Raw genomic sequence first — 2,725 nt, 5'->3', positions numbered from 1 at the left:
ATATAATACTCGAAGAGTGTTTTTACCCCAAATAAGTCGGTTAAATACCCAATAATCTATTAAAATTACAAAAGACCTTCAGAATAAGCCCATTCTGAAGGTCTTTTGTCAACAACCTGAGCGGACTGCCTTAATGCAGTCCGCTTTTTAAATGGAGATATAAATGCTTATATCTAAGCTCCGCCACCGCCGCCTTCACCGCCGCCAGCCTCACCGCCGCCACCTTCTTCACCACCGCCGGACTCACCGCCGCCGCCTTCGCCGCCTTGTCCTCCTGCTTCAGTTGCTTGTCCGCTTTTCTTAATTAATTCTTGCCATTTAGTCTGTAATAGTGGATTTTCTATTGTCTCCATTACGATTTTTTCCATCTCTTTACGCATGGTAGCACTTTTTAATATTGTTTCAAGTTCCTTCTGCATATCAGATTGTCCAAAAAATGATACTAAATCTTCTTGGTAAGAGGAATCCTTTATTAAAGCTTTCATAATTTCTGTTTGCTGCTCTTTCATGCTATTTGCCATATTCTCTTTAAACTTAGGGTCTTCAAAAGTCTTTTTCCAAAAATCACTTGCTTCCTCAGATAATAATGTATCATTAATTGCAGTCTGAATTTCATCGTGCTCTAAGACGATTAAATCACGGAAGCTAGGATCTTCTAAAAGTTGGCGGATAGCTTTTCTCCCATCTTCCGTTTGAATCGAATCGATCATTATTTTTTTTACTTCTTCATAAGAAAGCTGCTGATTATTTGCTTCTGTACAGCTTGCTAACAACATCACGACGAATAGCACAGAAAGTATACGGTTTAACATTTTTATCAGTCCTTTCTTTAAAGGCTCTTTCAATTATTGTTCGCAATCTTGCTCATAATATGTATACGATTATGACATCGATGGCTTTTTTAAACGGCGATTGTTAAAATGTAAACGTATATATAAAAAAATGGGGGACTTTAAGTCGTGACGATACGAAATTGGATAAAATTTTTCTTTATGTGCCTAATTATTGGCGGTGTTATTACTGGTGCTGCTGGAATTATTGTTCGTTGGAATTTCTTTGGATCTTATTTAGCTGCAGGTGAAATTGGCGAGTTTATTGCAGCATTCGCATGGATGATTTTCTTAGGATTTACCATGAGTGTAATTGCGCAAGCAGGCTTTTTTGCATATCTAACTTTACACCAAGTAGGAATTGGGATTTTTAAAACACTCACTTTATGGAATTGGGTTCAAGTTTTATTGATACTTATTGTAGTTTTCGATTTAGTTATATTTCGATTTGCCCCAGCCGCACAGAGTTTTTCAGATTGGCTATTTTATGGTGGTTTATTGATTTTCTTAATTTTTGGAGCAATTGCTACAGCGATGAAAAAAGTTCAATTAACAGGGAAAAAGCATGTACTAATTTCATCATTGTTCTTTATGATAGTCATTACTTCACTTGAGTGGATCATCGCATTAATGGGCCGTCAAGAAAATATTGATACATATGTTGCTTTATTATTGTTCCCATTAGTCGCAGTAAATGCATACCAATTACTGGCATTGCCAAAATATAATGCAAAATCAGATGAAGACCGCAAAAAATTAGAAGAGCGCCGCAAGATGCGTAAATTAGCTAATGAAGGAAAAAGTTCGAAAGCCTAATTAAGTTTGGAAGTTTAATAAATAATAAAAGGGGTCGTCCGAATTTTTGGACGATCCCTTTACAATGAGCGGCTCTACTAGCTAAAGGAATTTATTTCTGCAACAAAGTTTGCTTCCCTCTTAGGGAGTCTTCTTTGTTTTAATGGTATAACCAAATATATTCTCTTCTATTGATATAAACTTTTGTTTTTTAATTAACTTTGTAACATCCTCAAATTTTGGTTTTGATTGTTCGTTTAGTTTCCATGAAACAAGAGCACCATTTATTTTCTTATACTTTTCATTCGTAAGTATAATCGATGGAGACAATAGATTAATTTCTTCTTTGAAAACAGCTTGCTGAAGATCTGCACCAAATTCATAATCCGATGTCATGAACCAAAGAGGCTTGTTCTCAAAATGTTTTTGGTAAATGGCTAAATCTTTGTTAAATGCTTCAATAGAATATTCTTCAGCACCATTACCACCAAGAAGACCGGTTGGGATATTTCGTTCCTTAATAATATCCACTATTTTTGGCGAACGATTAATCCAATCAGCATCTAACATAAGTAAAGGATAAGGCTGTTTTAAAGATTGTAACCATTCTGGAAAACCTTCATGTGTAAAAGAAACTTCAACTATTAAAGATTGTCCATAATTCCCTTTTGAAATAACTAACGGTTCGTCTGTCATACTAAATACTGAAATAATAGTATCTCTCTGTGGATAAACAAATATTAATACTAATGCTGATAATACTAATGTTAATAACAGTTTGCGGATCATTCATCTTCTCCTTTTTTGCTATTTTTTAAACTTGAAAATTAATGTCTCATAAAAAAGTTATGAAATAGTGTTGACTTTCATGAATAAATGGGTGTATTATAGAAAAGTCGCCAAGAGATAACGCGATGATGTGAAAAATGAACCTTGAAAACTGAACAACAAAACGTTAATGAAATAAAGTTTTTAGTAGCTGACCCTCGTCGGTGAACGAAACAAAAATTTTGGACATCAAATATGATGCCAGTGTAATTTAGAGCTTTTATCAAATTTTCTTTTATGGAGAGTTTGATCCTGGCTCAGGACGAACGCTG

General features: G+C 34.6%; 3 protein-coding genes. 1 reads left to right on the top strand and 2 read right to left on the bottom strand.

What is annotated here, in order from left to right:
- Window positions 1-173: 173 nt before the first annotated feature.
- A complete protein-coding gene (gene gerD, locus EKG35_RS20410; protein WP_185807849.1) occupies window positions 174-812 on the bottom strand; it encodes a spore germination lipoprotein GerD in 639 nt (212 codons plus the stop codon).
- Between the two features lie 147 nt (window positions 813-959).
- Between gerD and EKG35_RS20405 the strand changes: the two genes are divergently transcribed.
- A complete protein-coding gene (locus EKG35_RS20405) occupies window positions 960-1,646 on the top strand; it encodes a KinB-signaling pathway activation protein (RefSeq protein WP_126296384.1) in 687 nt (228 codons plus the stop codon).
- 120 nt (window positions 1,647-1,766) lie between these two features.
- Here EKG35_RS20405 and EKG35_RS20400 read toward each other — a convergent pair whose 3' ends face one another.
- Complete coding sequence (locus tag EKG35_RS20400; RefSeq protein WP_126296383.1) at window positions 1,767-2,414, bottom strand: hypothetical protein; 648 nt, start codon at window positions 2,412-2,414, stop codon at window positions 1,767-1,769.
- Window positions 2,415-2,725 lie beyond the last annotated feature (311 nt).

This window comes from Lysinibacillus telephonicus (assembly GCF_003966145.1).
Lineage (GTDB): Bacteria > Bacillota > Bacilli > Bacillales_A > Planococcaceae > Ureibacillus > Ureibacillus telephonicus.
Note: the sequence above shows the minus strand (reverse complement) of the source record. Positions and strands in the feature narration are given on the sequence as shown.